The following is a 19072-nucleotide window of genomic DNA, read 5'->3' as shown; positions in this document are numbered from 1 at the left end:
AACATTCACAGAGCCGGCTGGCAAAAATGCACAAAAAAAGAGAGACCGCAAGCAGCCTCTCTCGTTCCTATATTAAAATACCCGCTCCTTAAACTGAGCCAATTTCTCAAGTGAAGATTTATCTACATCACGATGAAGGCTGTTGCCGTGGGAATCCATTGTCACCACTGCGGTAAAGCCTTCAACCTTAAGGTGCCACATGGCCTCAGGAATACCGAATTCCATCAGGTCCACACCTTCAACAGATTTGATGCAGTCTGCATAATATTGTGCAGCCCCTCCGATTGCATTTAAGTAAACGCCGCCATGCTCCTGAAGTGCTGCCAATGTTTTCGGCCCCATTCCGCCTTTTCCAATAACAGCACGGATTCCGAACTTTTTCATGATATCGCCCTGATATGGCTCCTCACGGATGCTTGTAGTCGGACCGGCTGCTTTTACATGCCACTTGCCGTCTTCATCCTTCATCATAACCGGACCGCAGTGATAAATAACCTGTCCATTAAGGTCAACTGGAGCATCATGATCTATCAAATGGTGGTGGATGGCGTCGCGTCCCGTGTACATCATGCCGTTGATTTGAACGACATCTCCGACCTTAAGACCGCGAATCTGTTCTTCCGTGATCGGAGCTTGCAGTGTCACGATGTTTGTTTGCTCAGCTGTTTCTGCTGCTGCCGCTGTCTCAAGTTCAGCTTCAGTTGCACCAAAGTCAATGTGCTCGCCTTCCTGGTACATCCATTCATTAATTTCGCCTGTTTCCATGCCGATTGCCACTCCAAGGCGGCGGAACGCCCAGCAATTATAAGCAACAGATACGAAGAAGCTGGCAGGAATACGGTTCATCACACCGACTTTACAGCCCAGGAGCGTTGTTTCCCCGCCAAAGCCCATTGTTCCGATGCCAAGCTCATTGGCATTTTCCATCACATAATCTTCAAGCTTGCGTAGATCTTCAATAGGATTCACATCATCTACAGAACGGAACAGCTGCTCTTTTGCCAGGTCGTAGCCTGAAGAGCGGTCTCCCCCGATTCCCACACCGATGAAACCGGCGCTGCAGCCTTGTCCCTGTGCCTGGTATACAGAGTGCATAATGCACTTGCGGATTCCATCCAAGTCGCGTCCAGCCCGGCCAAGGCCGTCAAGTTCACATGGAAGGCTGTATTGGATATTTTTATTTTCACATCCGCCGCCTTTTAAGATCAGGCGTGCGTCAATATAGTCTTTTTCCCATTGCTCAAATTTAATAACAGGGGTGCCAAAGCCAAGATTGTCACCGCTGTTAGCTCCTGTCAAAGAATCAACAGAGTTCGGGCGAAGCTTTCCGTCCATGGTTGCCTGGGCTATTGCGTTTTTGATCGCTTCTTTCATAACCAGCTGGTTCGCACCGACAGGCGTCTTGATTTTGAATGTCGGCAAGCCGGTATCCTGACAGATTGGCGACACATTATCATCTGCCATTTTAATATTATTTGTAATCGTATCGAGGCTCATCGCCGCTCTTGTGCCGGCATTTTCTCTTTCTTTCGCTGATTTGATCGCACGGCGCACGTCACGCGGAAGATTAGTGGATGTCTCAACAATCAGCTGATACATGCTTTCCTGAAATTTGTCGATATTCATTGCTTTAGTCCCCTTCCCTTTGCTCCCTATATCGCTATATCTTTTATGAAAATTATAATTATTAATCGTCTACCATTATACTCCTATCTGATGTGTATTTAAAGATAAAGGTTGCAATCGTTTACAGGATGAAAAAGGAATTTTCAGCAAAAAAAGAGCCCTCAGGCTCCTATTGTTAATCGCGGTTATTAAATTCACGGCATTTGGATTCGAGGTCATCGATCATTTCAATCAGACGGTCGATGTCTTCGATTTCAGTGTCTTCCGGCTCAATAGCTTCCAGTACGTCCAGGAACATATTTAAGCGCTGTTTTAGAAAAGTAACCTGTGAATTTTTGTCTTGAATCGGACTGCCCAAAACGTTCTCTCCTTTCGTCTCGATTACATCCTACATGAAAAACGGCTATACGGCAAACTCCTCTTTATTTAATATGCCCCTCTATCACCCGCTCAATATATCGGCTTATAGAAATAAAGTGAAACTTCAATCAGTGGGGTTTTCCTTATCCCCACTGATTGTTAGTTGAACCAATCTGGCCTTTACGGGCAGTTTGACCCCCATTTATCTTCCTTTGGATTTCTCTGAGTCTTGAAGTGGGGGTCTTACTGCCCGTTAGACTGCGATAAAGCTGATGCCAAAACGGCATCAGCTCTTTATTTGCTCCTCAGTAATTCCGGCTGCCTTCCCTTCACGGCTGGAGTCAGCCGCTCCATATATACGGCCTTTCTCCCGGTCAATCTGGATGGCCTGTACATTTCCGATCCTGCTTGGCTTATCTCCAAATTCATACCCCATGGACTCCATTTCTCCCTTGGATTCCATGCTGATGCCCGGCTCCCACTCAATAAGCGGGCCTGTTGTGGCAAAGATCCTGGGCTCTTCAATCGCTTCCTTTAAATTCATGTTATGATCAATAACATTCACGATCGTCTGAAAAACCGATCCTATAATGGTCGGTCCGCCTGGAGAACCGAGTGTCAGGACTGGCTGATCATCTTTAAACAGAATCGTCGGGCTTTTACAGCTGACTGGCCTTTTGTCCGGTTTTGGTTCATTGATGCCGCCCGGGTTGGCATCAAAGTCTGTCAGCTCATTATTTAATAAAAATCCGTAACCTTTTACCATAATACCTGACCCAAATGGGTGCTCAACGGTGGATGTACATGCAGCAATATTGCCCCATTGGTCGACAACCGTGAAATGGGTCGTTTCACTTTTCTCTAAATCATCCGGCTGGCGGATAATCTGCTTTGGTTCGCCCTCCTGGTAATTCCATGGGTTCCCAAAATCGATTGCATCATTTCTTCTTTTAAAATTAATGGCTTTGACCCTTTCAGCAATATAATCATCATGCAGCAGCCCTTCAATCGGGAGATCTGAAAATTCCGGGTCACCTGAATAGGCAACCTTGTCAGCAAAAGCCAACCGCATAGCTTCCGTAATCAGATAATACTTCTCCCAGGACTTTGGTTCATATTGTTTTAAGTCAAACTTCTCCAGGATCTTTAATATTTGAATGACGGTTACACCGCCTGCACTCGGAGGAGCGGACGAAGCAATCTTATAGCCTTTATATTCGCCCCAGATCGGTTCGTCAATCGTAAGCCTGTAATTTTTCAGGTCCTCAAGCGTCATAAAGCCGCCTTCTTCTTCAAGACTTTTTACAATTGCTTCGGCAATTTCCCCTTCATAAAAAGAAGAAATCCCCTCTTTTTGCAGGATCCGGAATGTATGGGCTAAATGATCCTTAACTACCCTGTCGCCCTCCTTCAAGGTTTTGCCTTCAGGGAAATAAAAAGCTTTAGCCTCTTCTCCAAGTCTGTAATGAAAGTTCTGAAGAGCTTCCTCCATTACCCAATTCACTTCCACACCGCTCTCAGCAGCTTCGATTGCCGGCTGGATCAGATCGGCTAACAGCTTGGATCCGTGCTCCTCAAGAGCTGTATCAAAAGCCTTTAGAATACCCGGAATGCCCACTGCTGATCCATGGGTAGAGCGTTTGCGGAAATCCATTACTTCACCATTGTCATCAAGGAACATTTCCGGATGCACGCCTTTTGGAGCCCTTGTGTGGCCATCATATATTTTTACATCTTTCTTTTTATTGTCGTAAACCATTAAAAATCCGCTTCCGCCGATGCCTGTCATCATTGGTTCTACAACATTTAGAGCAAATTGGATGGCGGCTGCAGCATCCACTGCATTTCCGCCCTCCCGCAATATTTTTTCGCCTATATCTGTGGCAACTGAATGAGGACTGACGACCATCCCCGCAGTTCCAACAGCTGTTTCTCTTTCATGAGATTGTTTTTCCATATCATTTGATAATGATTTCCCTCGTCTATAACCCATAAATGTAACCTCCAAAAATTGTCCTGTACCTATAATTAAGGGTTACCCCCTCCTTGAAAATATAAAACAACCATCATTAGGAAAAAAAACCAATAAAAAACCTCCACTCATAAGAGCAGAGGATTTTTTAATATCATTTATTAAAGGTTATTGCTGTTTTTTTGAGTCTCAGGGCTGTAGGTAACTGCACTTTCACCGCGCTCTGCCGGGAAAGCAGTATTAGTGCTGCTCACTGAGCCTGTACCTTGATAGTTTGAGCCTGAGGAAGTTCCACTGTTTTCAACAGGGCTTTCCATTAATTCCGAGCCAGCCTCTTTCACTTTTGAACCAATATCAGCCAGCTCGCTTTTCGCATCCTTCGCTGTTGACATGGCGTCGGTTGACACTTCCTTCACCACATCCATATTGCCGAAAACATCTTCATTGACGCGCTGATATAAACTCTGGGCGTCTTTAATGGCATCTTTAAGGGTATTGGAAGCACTCTTAAATTGGTTAATCATGTTTTCCTTAACATCACCGGGATTTTCCCTTACTTCTGAAATGAGATTTGCTGAAGAATCCTTAAGGTCCATTGCTTTCGTTTTCACTTTCGTTCTTGTTGAGGTATCAAGCATAGCTAAGGCTCCGCCAATAATACCGCCAATCATAATCCCTTTCATCAGCTTGCTGTTTTGTCCATTGTCATAATTCATGTCCATATTCTGACCGTAATCAGACCTCAAAGCAGTTGTTGTGTTTGTCGTATTATAAGTGTTATTCTGTTCCATGTTCATATCCTCCTCTTTATTTTAAAAGTGTTTCTCGTTTGATATTGAGTTAATTCCCGCAGGAGGAGAAATTAAACGTTATTACGTCATTTTTAGTCCAAACTATCGATTGACAATAGATCCCAAAGATTAAATAATGACAAAGGACTTATATTTTTAAGGAGCTACATATGAAAACAAAACTTTCACCTATCACACCGGAATATGACCCATGGGAAGCTTATTCCGAAATCGATCAGCACGGAAAAATGGTGCTTTCAAATATTGAATTTACCACAACAGTATTATGCAATATGCGCTGCGAACACTGCGCTGTCGGCTATACCCTTCAGCCGAAAGATCCTGACGCACTGCCAATCGATTTGCTTCTGAAAAGGCTGGATGAAATTCCCCTTTTAAGATCACTGAGCATAACAGGCGGAGAGCCGATGCTTTCAAAAAAATCGGTTGAAAATTATGTTGCGCCGCTGCTGCGCTATGCACACGACAGAGGAGTCAGAACGCAGATTAATTCAAATCTGACGCTTGAGTTAGCACGTTATGAAAAAATTATTCCTTATTTGGATGTCCTTCACATATCTCATAACTGGGGAACGGAGGAGGACTTTATTGAAGGCGGCTTTGCGATGATGGAACGAAAGCCGACAATAGAGCAGCGCCAGCGCCTTTTTTACAGGATGATTGAAAACAGCAGGGAGCTCGTAAAAGCGGGGGTAATGGTTTCCGCTGAAACAATGCTCAATAAACGAACATTGCCTTATCTAGAGAAAATCCATAAACAGATTACAGAAGAAATGAACTGTCAGCGCCATGAGGTGCATCCTATGTACCCCTCAGACTTCGCCTCCTCATTAGAAACGTTAACTCTTGAAGAAATGAGATCAGCCATCCACCACCTTCTGGATGTCCGGAATGAAGATACATGGATGCTGTTCGGCACCCTGCCCTTTTATGCCTGCAGCAGCAATAAAGAAGACCTGGAGCTTCTAAGAAGACTGCACTCATCCAAAAATGTGACGGTCCGAAATGATCCAGACGGAAGATCACGTCTTAATGTTAATATTTTCACGGGTGATGTCATTGTTACTGACTTTGGTGATACACCGCCGCTTGGGAATATCCAGACCGATCAGCTTGAGGATATTTATCAGAAATGGAGCAGAACGGAACTCGCCGATTCCCTGAACTGTCATTGTGCCGGTGTAAAATGCCTTGGCCCTAACGTTCTTGTGAAGAACAGCTACTATAAAGAAACAATTTTTAAGACCAGACGCTCGAATATCTAAAAAAATCAGCCAGCCCGAATGTTGGGCTGGCTGATTTTATTACCTTGGCCTTTCTGAAACAACAAACCCAAATGTCACATGATCCTGAATCGGAATCCAGGCACCTATTCCCTGTGAAGTGACATTTTTAATGACAATCATTTTTTTGCTGCCTTTCAGCATCAAATACACTTCTCCATACGTGACTTTCCCCTTTTCGTTGATGGCAGGAGCATAGCCGTATAGATAGCCTAATCTTTTAGGCGGAATATTATAGATATGATCCTTTTTGGTGCCTGCGCCTATAATCGTTTCAAAAGCAAGAGGAAGACCTGATTTCTCCATGGCCTTGAGGAGCATCATCTCTTTAACATCCTCGGCATTGGGAACCTTGGCAGTCAGACCCCCGCGGACAACTTTTTGGGCTTCCTGCACATAATGAATCTGGTATGGCGCCTTGCCGCCACGGTTATCGAAATAATTCGTGTTTATCCGCTGATATTCCCAATTTGGGGAGGTTTCGGCAGACTCATAATTTAACGGCCACTGACCGAGATAGACGATCGCTCTATAGCCAAGAGCGAACGGAGTGCTGCTGACAGAGGTTTCATTCAGCATCCGGATGAGATCCGGATTTTCGATCGTGACCTTCGATGAATCAATGAGCTGCTGGGTTAATTCGCTCGGCTGCAGCGTCGGCATATCCTGCGCAGGATTCGGATACGTATTTTCCTTCGTTACATTCAGCACCGAATTAGGGATAGTGATTGCTTTCGCTGGCTGTTTTGCCGGCTTGTCAGTCCCTTTCTGCGCTTCTGCGGCCGGGTGGAATGACAGCAATAGTATAAGACCTAAAAAAAGAATGCTTACGTATTTTTTCATGATGTCTTTCTCCTTTCAAGTCACAATCTTTTTAGGTTGATATTAGTTTTTTCGGAGAAGGGGGATATTATCCCTCCCATGCAAAATAAGCTTTGTTTCGATTGTTTTGTAACAAAATTGTAAAAATCAGAATATTTACAAATATCAAATAAAGGGTTATAATGAGATTACTAAATTAAAGGAGGGCAGTGGAAATCAACCCCACTACTATGTAAAAGGAGGAGAATCGTTTTTTTGTTAAGTCATCTGCAAGTCAGGTTAATGATCAAAAATCAGCATGAAGGTTGGTGATCAATGACAGAAAGCGAACAGAACCATTCTCTGAAAAAACATAATCCTTTAAGAAAAGTACTTAAATACCCTTATAAATAACCGGCCCTGAGATTTTTCAGAGCCGGTTTTCTGTTTGCTATAAAAGATAAAATCCGATCCCCATGATTACGTAAGCTGCCAGGAGAGTGGCTCCTTCAAACCAGTTGGTTTCCCCGTCATTGCCAATGACAATCATCAGCAGGACGGCCGTCACCATGGCAATCAGCTCAGGTAATGTAAAAACAAGCGGCATGGCTGTCGGGAACAGCAGCGAAAGCAGTACAAGGACAGGAGCTACGAACATAGCCACCTGAAGTGTGGAACCAACGGCAATTTCAACAGCAATATCCATTTTATTTTTATAAGCCATAATGATGGCAGAAGCATGCTCTGCCGCATTTCCGACGATGGCTACAATGACTACCCCAATAAACAGCTCTGTCCAGCCAAACGCTTCTCCGACTGTTTCGAAGGTATGCACCAGATTCTCTGATACATAGGCAACGGCAATGGTCGAAACGGCTAGCACCGCAATGGCCTTCCCTTTGCTCCATTCGGGGGTTTCCTCCTCATGAGAGCTTTTGCTCTCCTCTTTTGATTGATAGACGCCCCGGTGGGTGACCAATTTGAAGAACAAAGCCGCTAAATACAGAGCGATTAAAATGACAGAAATGCCGATGCTGAACGTAATCGTTTCAGCTTCATCCATGGTCATGGAAAAAACCTCCGGGATTACAAAAGCCACAATGACCGCAAACATCAGAAGTCCTGAATTGTGGCGTGCATCAAAGACATTAAAGGACTGGGTCTTGTATTTTACTCCTCCAACGAAAAATGACAGTCCTGCCACTAAAAGCAGATTCCCCAATACGGATCCTGTCAGTGATGCAAGTACGACACTGATCAGGCCAGCCTTTAAAGCGAAAATCGAAATGATAAGTTCAACCGCATTTCCAAAGGTGGCATTCAGTAATCCGCCAATTCGGGGACCCGCTACTACGGCAAGGCTTTCTGTCGCCCTTCCCATATAGCTGGCCAATGCGATAATTGTGATGCAGTATATCACAAACAGCAATATATTGGACCAGTGCATCAATGTTCCGATGACAGACAGCGGAACACCCGCAAACGCCAATACCATAAACACTTTATTTGTCATATCTTTAACTCCTTACGTTTTATAATATTTTTTAGTATTGCCTGCACATTCCTGCCTATGTGATTATATGCAGAGAGTTTATGTAAAACGTACTTTCTCTTTAGCCGATTCCGAAAAAATTCAAACTTGAACCGTTGGAAATATAAAAAGCTGCCGTCTAAAACAGCAGCTTTCTTCGTTACTTTATCGCATTTTTTGCTAATGCCTGAATTGTCATATCATCCATTGGCGGGTTATGCAGCCCAGCACGCACATCCCTGTAATAGCGCTGCAGGGGATTTTTCACCGATAAACTGCGGGCACCTGCCACCCGCATGGCCAAATCGACCACTGTAATGGCCGCGTTCGTTACAGCCAGCTTGACTGCTCCCAATTCAGGCTGCATCCTGCTTCTCGTTTCATCGTTTGCTTCATCCCATTTATTTGCAACTGAATAAAGGAAATGGCGTGCTCTCATAAGTTCAAATTCCATCTCGCCAATTTTTTGCTGAACATTGGGCAAATCAATGATGGCACCGCTTATGCTGTTCGGGGAGTAATCTTTCGCAAAGGTAATAGCATAATCCTGTGCAGCTTGTGCAATGCCCAAATAACAGGCCGGAATGTGGAGAAGCCAGCCGGCAGCGCCTTTTTGGCCGGGCTGAAAAAGCTCAACAAGGGCCTCCTCCTTCACCCTTACATCTTTTATAAGAAGATCATGGCTTCCTGTTCCTCTCATAGCAATGCTGTCCCATGTTTCCTCAATCTCCAGGCCTGCAGAATTTCCCGGAATTAAAAAGTTCCCAATCTCTCCACTCTCTTCAATCGTGGCGCTCACATTGAAGTAATCCAGCACGTGAGCCATGGTTGTGAAGCTTTTTCTGCCATTAATGATCCAGGAATTCCCCTCTTTTCGTGCAGAGGTAACGGGCTTGCCTCCCCTTGTCGGGCTGCCCGTCTGCGGTTCTGTTGCACAGTTATTCATTAGGGCACCCTTTTTGACGTCTTCACACAGCTTTTTAAATACTGCTTCTTCCCAGTTATTTTTCTCGCCAAGGCTTTTGATGGTCCCCATATGCCAGCCAATGGACAGAGCGGTGGAGCCATCTCCTTCCGCTATCTTTTCCTGGAGCTGCAGAAATTCAGAAAGGGAGACTTCTTTTCCCCCGTATCGTTTAGGGACGGTCAAGGAAGTATAGCCGGATTCTTTTAGTTCTTTCATATTCTCAAACGGAAATAGGCCTTCTTCATCGTTTTTGGCTGCTCTTGATAAAAATTTTTTTGAGAGCTCTTCCATAAGCCGAATTCTTTCTTCGGCGGTCTTTAAGTCTTGGAATTTCAATGAGGGCACCTCGTTTCACTTAAATTCTTATTATTTGTATAGGAATTATTATACTATTATTCTCCCGCCTTTCACAAAAGTAGGCCTGTATTAAAAAACAGGAAAAAGGCATCCCCTTCCCTGTCTGCGTGTTAAATAAGTTCAAATGTCTCTTCTATTTCAATGCTTTCTTCCACCGAGCGCACCATTGAACAATTCTTTCTGGTCAATTCCAATGCCTTGTGGAGCTTCGCCTCATTCAAATCCGTTCCTTTAATAATGAAGTGGATTTGTACCTTTTCCACACGGTCAGCCTTTTCAGGATTTCGTTCTACACTTGTTTTTATTTGGATATCCTCGAATTCCATGCGCATTTTTTTCATGATTTTCCTCAGAACACCGCCGCTGCAAACAGCCAGAGAAGCGACAAGCAGCTGGTACGGCCTGAAGCCATACTCTTCATCCCCGGCCACCTCCAGACGTCCGAATGGCAAATCGGCATAAAAGCCTGCTTCTTCCTTCATTTTAAATTCCATGGTATTCGCCCCTTTTTTTCTTATTATTAGTAGAGATTACACTAATTTGCTTTCAAACAAAACTATTATGACCATAAACTTACTCTTGCCAAGAGAACTTATTCCCGATACCATCATTTAGGAGACATTTATATTTCACGTCAGAAAAAGAGGTTTTTTTATGAATAAAGAAACAATGCGTTTTTGGATTCTCATCAGCATTGTGGCCATTTCAGGCTTCAGCCAGGGAATGCTGCTGCCGTTAATTGCCATTATTTTTGAAAATGACGGCATCTCCTCCAGCTTGAATGGTTTAAATGCAACAGGATTATATATTGGAATCCTTCTCATTTCACCTTTTATGGAATATCCATTGCGAAAATACGGCTACAAGCCGGTCATTATCCTTGGAGGATTATTAGTAGTCGTATCTCTCATGCTTTTTCCGCTGTGGAAATCGTTTTGGTTCTGGTTCATCCTGCGGCTTCTTATCGGCATCGGCGACCATGCCCTGCATTTCGGAACGCAAACATGGATCACATCCTTTTCCCCGGAAAACAGACGCGGAAGGAATATCTCCCTGTACGGACTTTTCTTCGGAGTGGGATTTGCAGTAGGTCCATTAATGGCACCGCTTGTCAAAATCAATGAAACCATGCCGTTTATCATTTCTTCTATTCTATGTCTGATTGCCTGGCTGTTTTTATTCTCTTTAAAAAATGACTTCCCTGAACAATCCATAGAAATTAACTCATTCAGAGAAACAATGAAGCGTTTTTCAAAAGCCACAAAATATGGCTGGGTTGCCTTCCTGCCGGCAATGGGCTATGGATTTCTAGAAGCTTCATTGAACGGCAGCTTTCCCATCTATGGCCTGCGCATTGGGCTCGAAGTTTCAAGTGTATCCCTGCTGCTGACTTCATTTGCGATCGGGGGCATCCTATTCCAGCTTCCTTTAGGGATCATGAGTGATAAATTCGGAAGGCGCAATGTATTAATGAGTGTTCTTTTAATCGGATTTATCAGCTTTGTCGCAGCTAGCCTGCTCGAGGAAATCGTGCTTGCGCTGACCATTTGCCTATTCATTGCAGGCATGGCCGTCGGATCAACCTTTTCACTTGGGATCACCTATATGGCAGACTTAATGCCAAAGAACCTGCTTCCAACAGGCAACCTGCTTTGCGGCGTAGCCTTCAGCATCGGAAGCTTGATTGGCCCCTACTTCGGCGGCCTTTTCATAGAATTATTCAAGACGATCAGCTTTTTCAATATTATCAGTGTGATGCTGCTGATTATTTTTGGTGCTGTCACCTTTTTTGGGAACAAAGGGCAGGTATTGGAGAAAAGCCAGTCATTTTAATTCACGTAACTGTTTAGCTTTTCTTTTCATAGGTTATATAGTAATATAAGTGTAATAGATTACCATAATTGCATAGTGCAAGCTGCATTACTGATTTTAACGCTGTCACCTATCTGGTGGCAGCTTTCGTCGTTTTTTAGGGGTATTGAATGTGATTATTCTTCTCAATAAGACAATTGAAAAAACATTAAAACCATTTTAGGAGGACAAACGATGAGTATGGAGGCAAAGGCTCTGCTTAAAAGCAGCAATCGATCTGAAGAAAATCTTTTAGAAAAAATTAAACCCCATGCTGAATTAATTGCCGCACTTCTGAGCGGTGTATTGATTCTGACAGGCTGGCTGTTAGACCGAAGCGGAATGGAAACCCCATCAATTGCCGCTTACCTGCTGGCTTTCATAATCGGCGGTTTTGCGAAAGCGAAAGAAGGCATCGAAGAAACCATTGAGAATAAAGAATTGAATGTTGAAATGCTGATGATTTTCGCTGCAATCGGCTCAGCGATTATCGGCTATTGGACAGAAGGCGCAATCCTGATATTTATTTTCGCAGTCAGCGGTGCTTTGGAAACCTACACCATGAACAAAAGCCATAAGGAAATCTCTTCTCTTATGGAGCTGCAGCCTGAAGAAGCCCTGAGGATCACAGACGGTTCAGAGGAGCGTGTCCATGTTTCCGAGCTGGAAATTGGGGATTTTATCCTAGTGAAGCCAGGTGAGCGGGTTCCCTCTGATGGAACCATCGTAAAAGGCCATTCATCCCTGGACGAAGCCGCTATTACGGGTGAGTCCCTGCCTGTTTCAAAAGGGGCGGATGACCAGGTATTTGCCGGTACTGTGAATTTGAACGGATCGATTACGGTTGAAATCACAAAACCGAATAACGAAACCCTTTTTCAAAAAATTATTGAGCTAGTGCAATCAGCTCAAAGCGAGAAATCCCCTTCACAGCTTTTCATTGAAAAGTTTGAAGGCACCTATGTCAAAATTGTTTTGGCTGTTGTTGTTCTGATGATGTTTGCTCCACACTTTCTTTTAGGATGGAGCTGGACAGAAACCTTTTACCGGGCCATGATCCTTCTTGTTGTTGCATCACCTTGTGCCCTGGTAGCATCCATCATGCCTGCGACTTTGTCAGCCATTTCGAATGGAGCGAGACATGGCATCCTTTTTAAAGGCGGTGTGCACCTCGAAAACTTAAGCCATCTTAAGGCGATTGCCTTTGACAAAACCGGCACGCTGACAAAAGGAAAACCGGAAGTAACCGATGTAGTAGCCGGAGATAATATTTCCAGGGAAGAACTGCTTCTAAAGGTGGCGTCTATCGAGAGTCACTCGAACCACCCGCTGGCCAATGCCATTGTCAAATATGCCAAGAGCACACTTTCAGATGCCCTAATCCACCCGGAAAGCATTGAAGATGTGACCGGATTTGGGGTCAAAGCCAAGGTTGGTCATGATGAATGGAAAATCGGCAAAGCTTCTTTTGTCGGTAAAACAGAGGCCATGGCATTTGCAGACGGAGCTGCCGACCGTATGGCAAGCGAAGGAAAGACGGTTGTATTTGTCCAGAAAAACGATGAAATCATCGGCCTAATTTCCCTGAAGGATGTTGTACGCGAAGAAACCAAACAGGCCATTGACCTTTTAAAGAAACAGGGAATCTATACGATCATGCTGACGGGAGACAGCCGGACAACCGCAGCAGCAATTGCGGGCGAAAGCCATGTCAATGAGCATATTGCCGAATGCCTGCCTGAAAACAAAGTGGAGCATTTGAAAAAGCTGAAGGAAACATACAGCAATGTCGCCATGGTCGGTGACGGAATTAATGATGCCCCTGCCCTGGCCACTGCCAATGTCGGAATCGCCATGGGTGGTGGAACGGATGTAGCGCTTGAAACAGCTGATGTGGTTTTAATGAAAAATGACTTGCCGAAAATCGCTGAAGCCATTGAACTGTCAAGGCGCATGAATACCATCATCAAACAAAATGTCATCTTCTCAATCACAGTGATTATGTTTTTGATTGCATCCAACTTCCTGCAGCTGCTTGACCTTCCTTATGGAGTAATCGGCCATGAAGGATCAACCATTTTGGTTATTTTAAACAGCCTGAGGCTGTTAAGATCATAAGGAAAGCCTGGGAATTCAGATTCCCAGGCTTTTTTATGTCTGGCGCAAGCAGCCTACCCCCTCGAGGTGTCGGGGGTGAGCACCAAGGGAAAGCTTCCTTGGATGTTCTTCGCAGGAACAAGCGTTTTTGGCTTGTTCCGAAGGCGCTTCCGCTTTTCTTTTTAATGATAGCCGTTCTGCCCGTTAGCAGAACCGGATGTTTTTTGTTTTGGTTTGTTTTTGCCTTTTTGCTTAGTGCCGCCGTCTTTTTTCGTGTGTTTTGTCATATCGGTTCCCTCCAATGAATTCATTTTCCCCCATTACTATTGTGTAACGGAGAGGGTCTTTTTAAGAAGGAAACTTTTATCAGCAATCCTCTTTATTGATCTTCGAATTGATGGCATTGATTTCCCCGCCCAGAATGATGATAATACCGGATATGTAAAACCAGATCATAAGGACGATAATAGCTCCAATGCTTCCATATGTCGCGGAGAAATTGCCGAAGCTGCTGACATAGTATGAAAAGGCAAGGGAGGACAGCACCCAGCCAACAGTTGCGAAAATGGCACCAGGTACAACACTAATACACTTTAATTTTTTATTGGGGGCAATCCAGTACAACCCTGTAAACACCACAAAAAGGATGAAAGGACTCACTAACCAGCGGATCATATTCCATATCGCCAGAAATTGGCCAGACAAACCAAATTCCGAAGAAATAAAAAAGCCGATCTGTCTTCCGAAAACAGGAAGAAGCAGAGCCAGTACAAACACAAAAATCATCGCAAACGTCAGTAATATCGCCATCCCGCGTGCAATAATAAAATGACGGGTTTCCTTTACGTCATACGCCTTATTAAAAGCCTTCACCACGGCATTGATTCCATTTGAAGCGGACCAGAGCGTCGCGATGATCCCGAAGGAAAGCAGCTTTCCATTTCGCTGCGTAATTTCATAGATATTGGTTTCAATAAGCTTCATGGTCTCTCCCGGTGCAAAATCACGGACAACATTTAAGATATCCTGCTGCGTGATCGGCAAATAAGGAACGAGCGTGACCAGGAAAATCAGCAGCGGAAAAAGAGAGAGAAGAAAGAAATACGCCAATTGGGCAGCAAGTCCAAAAACATCATCTTCTTCTACTCTTCTCCATAAGTTTGGAATCAGAGCCGAAAAAGTTCGTCCCATTCCAACACCTCACTTGTTATTAATGCGGAATCTGAACCGAATCGTCAGCGGGTTTTTCCGGCAGTTCGCCTGATCCCTTCAGCTTAATATCTGAAAAGGCCTGCTTTGTATTCTGAACAATCTGTGTTACTTCAGGTGCCATTTCTCTTATTTCTTCCACAGTGCCGGTAATAAAGGCAACGTCTTCACTAACCTGGTCAATGGCGGTTTTGACCTTATTGGAAACATCCTTCACCTGATTCACGGCTTCACTTGGGTGTTTTAAGTAATAGCCGACATTGCTGGACGTTTTCCGGCAATTGTCAAAAACAGTTTCCCTTGTGGATTTATCAAGAAGACTTAGCGCACCGCCTGCCAGCGCTCCATAAATGACACCTTTCCAAAACAATGATTTCCCCATATTTTATTCTCCTTTAGCAAAATTATTATATGAAAATTTGATTCAATTTTTCCCTTTTTTCCCTTTAACGAAACCTGACTCATCCTTTTCCTGTATTATCATGTGTAATTTGTACAAATCTCTCCTTTATTTTCTACTAATTTCCATGGTACATGCAAGCCTAATTTAAGTTGACAATTTGCTGATATCGTGGAAAGATGAAAAGAAAAGTATGTGCGTCCAACTACATAGCAATGAGAGGGTGTCTTAAATGAATAATTTATCGGAGAAATCGGTTGAGAATGTGGAGTTTATGATTGAGGCTATTAAGGAGAAGCTGAAAGTTTTGAACTTAGGTGCTATTAAGCCTTCACATTTTGATGAGGAAATGTATGAGGAATTAAAGGATATTTATGACCTTGTCATGAAAAAGGATTCGTTTAGCCCGAATGAAATGCAGGCTTTGGTGGAAGAGCTTGGGAATTTGAGGAAAAATAAATAATTTGGGAGCAGCCTTTTTAGGGCTGCTTTTTGTTATGCATATGACTGAATTTGCAGCTGTTGAGTTAGAGTGCTGATTTCCGCTGCGGGGCCTCGCTTTCCACGGGGCTACCGGGAGCCTCCTCGACGCTTTGCGTCTGTGGGTCTCCCCTGGCTCGCTACTCTCGTAGGAGTCGAGACCCCTCCGCTCCAATCAGCACGGTATTAATAAGGAATTAAACAATATCAAAGCCCGGATGGATAATCCCTGAACTAATACATTAATCAAACATTAAAAACCCTCTGCCAAATCAGGCAGAGGGCTGTCCATTTCATTATCCTAACAATTTAAGCGATTCACGTGTGAATGCCGGGATGTCTTCCGGCTGGCGGCTTGTGACGAGCTGGTTTTGGCAGACGACGACTTCTGAGTCCTGGAATTTGGCTCCTGCGTATTCCATGTCAACCTGGATGGATTTGTAGCCGGTTGCGTCGCGGCCTTCTAGAGTCTTGGCTGTCAGCAGCAGCTGCGGTCCGTGGCAGATCGCAAAGACTGGTTTCTTTTCATCCATAAAGGATTTTGTAAATTGAACAAATCGATCATCGGCACGAAGCTGATCCGGTGAGAAACCGCCTGGCAGGAATAGGGCATCAAAGTCCTGCGGATTTACGTTATCAATGCTCTGATCTATTTGAACAGTGGCTTCACCCTGTTTGCCCTTAACGGATTTGCCTTGTTCCTTTTCAATTGTAACCACTTCATGTCCTGCTTCTTTGAATGCTTTAGCTGGTTCCGTGTATTCACTATCCTCGAACATCTCGGTAATTAAGCATGCGATTTTTTTACTCATCTATACCATCTCCTTTTAAAAATCTTCACATAAGAAGATTTCCCTGAATGGCCAATATTAAACGCAAAAAAGCATGTTTACCTTTTAAAACACCCCGCTGTCCATTCTTCTCGCAAAATCAACAAACCTGAACTTGTCCGGCCTGTGCCTGGATTCTGTGTACTGAAAAAGAGTGGCATCGTCAAAATAAATATAATTTTTCACCACGACAATGGCATGGAATCCTTCCATATCAAGAAGCCTGCGGTCTTCATTGGTTGGTTCTTCCACTGTAAATTCCTTTTTGGCAAAGCTTATTTTTTTTCCGAGTTCACCCTCAATGTAGGCAAAAATAGAGCTCTGGCATATTTCTCTGGTTAAGCCCGGTACATATTTCTCAACTAAAAAATCCTTGTCCAAAATGATCCGCTCATCTTCAATTTTCCGGACACGATAGACTTTCCATATCTTTTCATCTTTATCAATATGGAGATGCTTCATCTTTTCTGCGTCAGGCTGAATAAGCGAAAATTCGTCCACAATCGTTTCAGCACGCTGCCCCATCTTCCCGGCCAGCTCTTTAAAGCTGACCAGACCCGATATGGGAAACTGCAGCTTTTTCAAATCAAGCACTATCGAGCCTTTTCCGCGGATTTTCTGAATAAAACCGTTTTGTGCAAGCAAATTCAAGGCTTTGCGGATGGTTTCCCTTGAAGTGGAATACATCTCCGTCAATTCATGTTCAGATGGCAGAATGGATCTGGCGGGATACTTGCCTTCCTGGATTTGCTGGGAAAGCTCCTCATAAATCACTAAATATTTATTATTTCTCATTTCAATCACCATTTCAGTCAATTTAACACCATTCTACCATTAAACGGGCTTGCTTTGAATTATCGGTTGGACAGCTGGATAAAATACCAGCCGCCTTCCGTGACAACAGGCTTGAAGGTTTTCACTTTCAAACGGTGACATCAATATTGGCTTGAGCCAGCTTCAGTCCGAGCGTTAAACCACCAATCCCTCCGCCTATAATGGCAACCTCTGTATTCAAGGACATGTTTCAACCACCTTTGCCTTTTATTTAACCTCCTTTTTAAAAAGCAAAACCAATGGATATGCTGATATTACAATGTCTGGAAAAAATTATAAGAACAAACTTTTGAAAATAGGAATATGATTGTGATAGACACCTATCATTTCAAAATCTTGTATAATAGAGAGAGTAAAATCAATTAACGTTCCTTTTCGGGCGATATATAGCATTTTCGCAGTCTAACGGGCAGTAAGATCCCCACTAGAAACTGCAGTAAAATTCAAAGGTGAATTAACGGGGTCCAAACTGCCCGTAAGGCCCGATTAGTTCAACTAACCAACCAGCGGGAACCCCCCCACTGATTGGAGTTTCACTTTAATTTTGGAGGCAATAAAATGAGAGAAATAGCAGTCGAACAATATATCCAAATGAACAACGCAGTTCCGGTCGATGTCAGGTCTCCAATCGAATTTGAGGAGTGCAGCATTCCCGGTGCTGTCAATGTACCGCTTTTCACCAATGAAGAACGTGTGGAAATCGGAACACTATATAAAAAAGAAGGCTCTGATGCCGCTAAGTGGAGAGCGATGGAAATCGTTTCACCTAAAATTCCGTCCATGATGCAGAAAATCAAAGACCTTAAAGATGATGGCTTACAGCCTGTCATTTACTGCTGGCGCGGCGGCATGCGCAGCAAAGCGGTTACTACATTTATCACATATGCCGGTGTTTCGATCCCTCGTTTAATTGGAGGATACAGAGCTTACCGTCAATATATTCTGGAAAACACAGCAGATTTGATTCCTGAAAAAGCAGTTGTTCTGCACGGAATGACCGGCGTCGGGAAAACAGATGTGCTGAAGGTATTAAGTCAAAAAGGATATCCTGTTCTTGATCTGGAAGAAATGGCAGGCCATCGCGGTTCGATCTTCGGTTCCTTTGGCATGGGGGACGGCAGCACTCAAAAAACATTTGATGCACTTTTGTATAAATCCCTTTCAGAGGTTAAAGGGTCCCCTTATATCATCATGGAAGCTGAAAGTAAGCGGATTGGCAAGGTTGTTCAGCCGGACGAGCTGCTGGATACTAAAAAAACCGCAATCCACATTGATATGTTTGCAAGCATCGAATCACGTGTCCAGCGCATCCTCCGTGACTATGTTGCACCTTTTCAAAAAGAAGAATGGTTCAAGCCGAAAGTGGATGAAAGCCTAGTGTTTATTAAAAAACGGCTGAAGGATACTGAAATCCGCGAGCAGCTGGATGAATCAGTTGAAACGGAGAACTACGAACTATTTATCAAGCTTTTATTAGAACACTATTACGATCCGCGCTATGCTTTTAAACAGCAGGACTATGAGGGCGAATTCCACCATGTAAATGCAGATGATGTGGAAGCAGCTGCACATCAGGTTATTCAAATAATTGAAAAGCAAAATGCTCCCGTCTTATGACGCGGAGCATTACTTTTTGAGAGCGACAAAAGTAATATTTTTATC

Annotated in this window: 18 protein-coding genes; 5 read left to right on the top strand and 13 right to left on the bottom strand. The window is 43.8% G+C overall.

What is annotated here, in order from left to right:
* Nucleotides 1-72: 72 nt before the first annotated feature.
* The 4 genes from BFI01S_RS10375 to BFI01S_RS10360 all read right to left on the bottom strand — a co-directional run bounded on the left by BFI01S_RS10375 (nucleotide 73) and on the right by BFI01S_RS10360 (nucleotide 4749).
* On the bottom strand, nucleotides 73-1626 hold the full coding sequence (locus BFI01S_RS10375) for a fumarate hydratase (protein WP_061792557.1): 1554 nt from the start codon (nucleotides 1624-1626) through the stop codon (nucleotides 73-75).
* Between the two features lie 175 nt (nucleotides 1627-1801).
* Nucleotides 1802-1984 (bottom strand): SE1561 family protein, encoded by a 183-nt coding sequence (locus BFI01S_RS10370; RefSeq protein WP_035326476.1) that lies wholly within the window; start codon nucleotides 1982-1984, stop codon nucleotides 1802-1804.
* Between the two features lie 288 nt (nucleotides 1985-2272).
* Nucleotides 2273-3979 (bottom strand): gamma-glutamyltransferase, encoded by a 1707-nt coding sequence (gene ggt, locus BFI01S_RS10365; protein ID WP_061792556.1) that lies wholly within the window; start codon nucleotides 3977-3979, stop codon nucleotides 2273-2275.
* A gap of 140 nt (nucleotides 3980-4119) precedes the next feature.
* Complete coding sequence (locus BFI01S_RS10360) at nucleotides 4120-4749, bottom strand: hypothetical protein (protein WP_061792555.1); 630 nt, start codon at nucleotides 4747-4749, stop codon at nucleotides 4120-4122.
* A 170-nt stretch (nucleotides 4750-4919) separates the two neighbouring features.
* Between BFI01S_RS10360 and yfkAB the strand changes: the two genes are divergently transcribed.
* Nucleotides 4920-6035, top strand: a complete 1116-nt coding sequence (yfkAB, locus tag BFI01S_RS10355; protein ID WP_061792554.1) for a radical SAM/CxCxxxxC motif protein YfkAB — start codon at nucleotides 4920-4922, stop codon at nucleotides 6033-6035.
* Between the two features lie 39 nt (nucleotides 6036-6074).
* On the opposite strand, the gene BFI01S_RS10350 is transcribed toward yfkAB, so the two are convergent.
* The 4 genes from BFI01S_RS10350 to BFI01S_RS10335 form a co-directional block, all read right to left on the bottom strand.
* Nucleotides 6075-6896, bottom strand: a complete 822-nt coding sequence (locus BFI01S_RS10350; protein WP_061792553.1) for a YfkD famly protein — start codon at nucleotides 6894-6896, stop codon at nucleotides 6075-6077.
* A 409-nt stretch (nucleotides 6897-7305) separates the two neighbouring features.
* Nucleotides 7306-8367 carry a calcium/proton exchanger gene (gene cax / locus BFI01S_RS10345; protein ID WP_061792552.1) on the bottom strand — a complete coding sequence of 354 codons (1062 nt, stop codon included), beginning with the start codon at nucleotides 8365-8367 and terminating at the stop codon, nucleotides 7306-7308.
* Nucleotides 8368-8545: 178 nt separating this feature from the next.
* Nucleotides 8546-9688: an acyl-CoA dehydrogenase family protein gene (locus BFI01S_RS10340; RefSeq protein WP_061792551.1), complete on the bottom strand. Its 1143-nt coding sequence runs from the start codon at nucleotides 9686-9688 to the stop codon at nucleotides 8546-8548.
* 131 nt (nucleotides 9689-9819) lie between these two features.
* Entirely contained in the window at nucleotides 9820-10203 is a 384-nt protein-coding gene (locus tag BFI01S_RS10335) for an OsmC family protein (protein WP_061792550.1), read from the bottom strand.
* Between the two features lie 160 nt (nucleotides 10204-10363).
* Between BFI01S_RS10335 and BFI01S_RS10330 the strand changes: the two genes are divergently transcribed.
* On the top strand, nucleotides 10364-11542 hold the full coding sequence (locus BFI01S_RS10330; protein WP_061792549.1) for an MFS transporter: 1179 nt from the start codon (nucleotides 10364-10366) through the stop codon (nucleotides 11540-11542).
* 213 nt (nucleotides 11543-11755) lie between these two features.
* Nucleotides 11756-13678, top strand: a complete 1923-nt coding sequence (locus tag BFI01S_RS10325) for a heavy metal translocating P-type ATPase (protein WP_061792548.1) — start codon at nucleotides 11756-11758, stop codon at nucleotides 13676-13678.
* Nucleotides 13679-14023: 345 nt separating this feature from the next.
* Here the strand turns inward: BFI01S_RS10325 and BFI01S_RS10320 are convergent, their stop codons facing one another.
* Nucleotides 14024-14848 carry a YihY/virulence factor BrkB family protein gene (locus BFI01S_RS10320; RefSeq protein WP_061792547.1) on the bottom strand — a complete coding sequence of 275 codons (825 nt, stop codon included), beginning with the start codon at nucleotides 14846-14848 and terminating at the stop codon, nucleotides 14024-14026.
* Nucleotides 14849-14867: 19 nt separating this feature from the next.
* Nucleotides 14868-15248, bottom strand: a complete 381-nt coding sequence (locus tag BFI01S_RS10315; protein WP_061792546.1) for a YtxH domain-containing protein — start codon at nucleotides 15246-15248, stop codon at nucleotides 14868-14870.
* 250 nt (nucleotides 15249-15498) lie between these two features.
* Between BFI01S_RS10315 and BFI01S_RS10310 the strand changes: the two genes are divergently transcribed.
* Nucleotides 15499-15729 (top strand): DUF1128 domain-containing protein, encoded by a 231-nt coding sequence (locus BFI01S_RS10310; protein ID WP_035326433.1) that lies wholly within the window; start codon nucleotides 15499-15501, stop codon nucleotides 15727-15729.
* Between the two features lie 313 nt (nucleotides 15730-16042).
* Here the strand turns inward: BFI01S_RS10310 and BFI01S_RS10305 are convergent, their stop codons facing one another.
* The 3 genes from BFI01S_RS10305 to BFI01S_RS24590 all read right to left on the bottom strand — a co-directional run bounded on the left by BFI01S_RS10305 (nucleotide 16043) and on the right by BFI01S_RS24590 (nucleotide 17597).
* Nucleotides 16043-16558 (bottom strand): type 1 glutamine amidotransferase domain-containing protein, encoded by a 516-nt coding sequence (locus tag BFI01S_RS10305; protein WP_061792545.1) that lies wholly within the window; start codon nucleotides 16556-16558, stop codon nucleotides 16043-16045.
* An 84-nt stretch (nucleotides 16559-16642) separates the two neighbouring features.
* Nucleotides 16643-17383: a trehalose operon repressor gene (gene treR / locus BFI01S_RS10300; RefSeq protein WP_235831152.1), complete on the bottom strand. Its 741-nt coding sequence runs from the start codon at nucleotides 17381-17383 to the stop codon at nucleotides 16643-16645.
* A 115-nt stretch (nucleotides 17384-17498) separates the two neighbouring features.
* A complete protein-coding gene (locus BFI01S_RS24590; protein ID WP_323805928.1) occupies nucleotides 17499-17597 on the bottom strand; it encodes an NAD(P)-binding protein in 99 nt (32 codons plus the stop codon).
* 371 nt (nucleotides 17598-17968) lie between these two features.
* On the opposite strand from BFI01S_RS24590, the gene mnmH reads away from it, so the two are divergent.
* A complete protein-coding gene (gene mnmH / locus BFI01S_RS10295) occupies nucleotides 17969-19027 on the top strand; it encodes a tRNA 2-selenouridine(34) synthase MnmH (protein ID WP_061792543.1) in 1059 nt (352 codons plus the stop codon).
* The last annotated feature ends 45 nt before the right edge of the window (nucleotides 19028-19072 follow it).

This window comes from Cytobacillus firmus NBRC 15306 (assembly GCF_001591465.1).
GTDB classification, from domain to species: Bacteria; Bacillota; Bacilli; order Bacillales; family Cytobacillaceae; genus Cytobacillus; species Cytobacillus firmus.
Note: the sequence above shows the minus strand (reverse complement) of the source record. Positions and strands in the feature narration are given on the sequence as shown.